The sequence below is a fragment of the Methylobacterium sp. WL103 genome (assembly GCF_008039885.1).
In the GTDB taxonomy this organism is placed as follows: domain Bacteria; phylum Pseudomonadota; class Alphaproteobacteria; order Rhizobiales; family Beijerinckiaceae; genus Methylobacterium; species Methylobacterium cerastii.
Window position 1 is genome coordinate 1 of the sequence record NZ_VRUX01000969.1, and the last position, 1,071, is coordinate 1,071.

General features: G+C 72.7%; 1 protein-coding gene and 1 pseudogene. Both read right to left on the bottom strand.

All coding sequences use genetic code 11. The annotated features are described in order from the left end of the window. Positions 1-730 (bottom strand): SPFH domain-containing protein (locus FV222_RS27100; protein WP_147816221.1); only part of this gene is annotated, 730 nt, incomplete at its 3' end. 21 nt (positions 731-751) lie between these two features. Further along, a pseudogene (locus tag FV222_RS27105) lies at positions 752-1,071 on the bottom strand (NUDIX hydrolase); the annotation flags it as partial.

The following is a 1,071-nucleotide window of genomic DNA, read 5'->3' on the forward strand; positions in this document are numbered from 1 at the left end:
GGCCGGCGGCGCGGTCGCGGGCGTTCTCCGCCTCCCGCGCGATGAGCACGGCTTCCTGGCGGGCCAGTTCCGTGCGCGTCTCCAGCTCGTTCTCGGCGATGGCCCGCTCCTTCTCGACCGCGAGGGCGCGGCGCGCGAAGGTCGCGGCGTCGGCCTTCTGCTGCAACGCCTCGAAGGTCGGCGTCTGCAACGCGCGCTCCAGCTCGCTCGACGGCGCGAGGTTGGTGAGCCGCACCGAGACCACCGCGATGCCGATCTCCGCCAACGCCGGGGCCGCCCCCAGCACGGCTTCGAGGGTGAGGCGCAGCGGCTCGGGGCCGGCGTCGAGGAGGGTGCCCACCGGGCTCCCGCCGATCGCCTGCAGCACCGTCTGGCCGGCGATGCCCCCAAGCCGCGCCTCGATGCGCTCGATCGGCTCGCCCTGCGGGCGGCCGGTGCGCAGACCGAGGGAGAAGTCGATCCGGCTCGCCAGAAGCACCGGATCGACGACGCGCCAGCCGATCGTGCCCTGGACCACCACGGTCTGGAAGTCCCGGCTGCGGCCGCGCACGAACAAAGTGGTCCCGCGGTCGTCCATCGGCACCTCGCTGATGCTCGCGGTCTCCGGCCGGAACCAGAACACGAGGCCGCGCCCGCTCTGCCGGATGCGGCCGTTGCGGTAGCGGATGACGTGGCTGCTCGCCTCGCTCCTGAGCTGGGCGACCGGGCCGAGGTTGCGGATCGTGGCCATGGGAGCCTCCTTTCGCTGGAATCAGAGCGGCTTGCGGAACCGGTAGAGTTCGGCCGGCCGGAACGAGGTGCCGGCCTCGCGGGCGCCCGTCGGGACGAGCCAGCCGCGGTCGAGCATTCGGCGGCGGAAGGCGGGCTTGTTCAGGGACGTGCCCAGGATCGCCTCGTGCACGTCCTGAAGTTGGCGCAGGGTGAAGCTCTCCGGCAGCAGCGCGAATCCGACGTCGGAATAGTCGAGCTTGCCCCGCAGCCGCAGGATCGCCAGGGCGAGGATGTCGGCGTGGTCGAAGGCGAGCGGCAGGGCTTCGTGGCCCGCCCGGTCGCGCACCGCGAAGGCTGCGA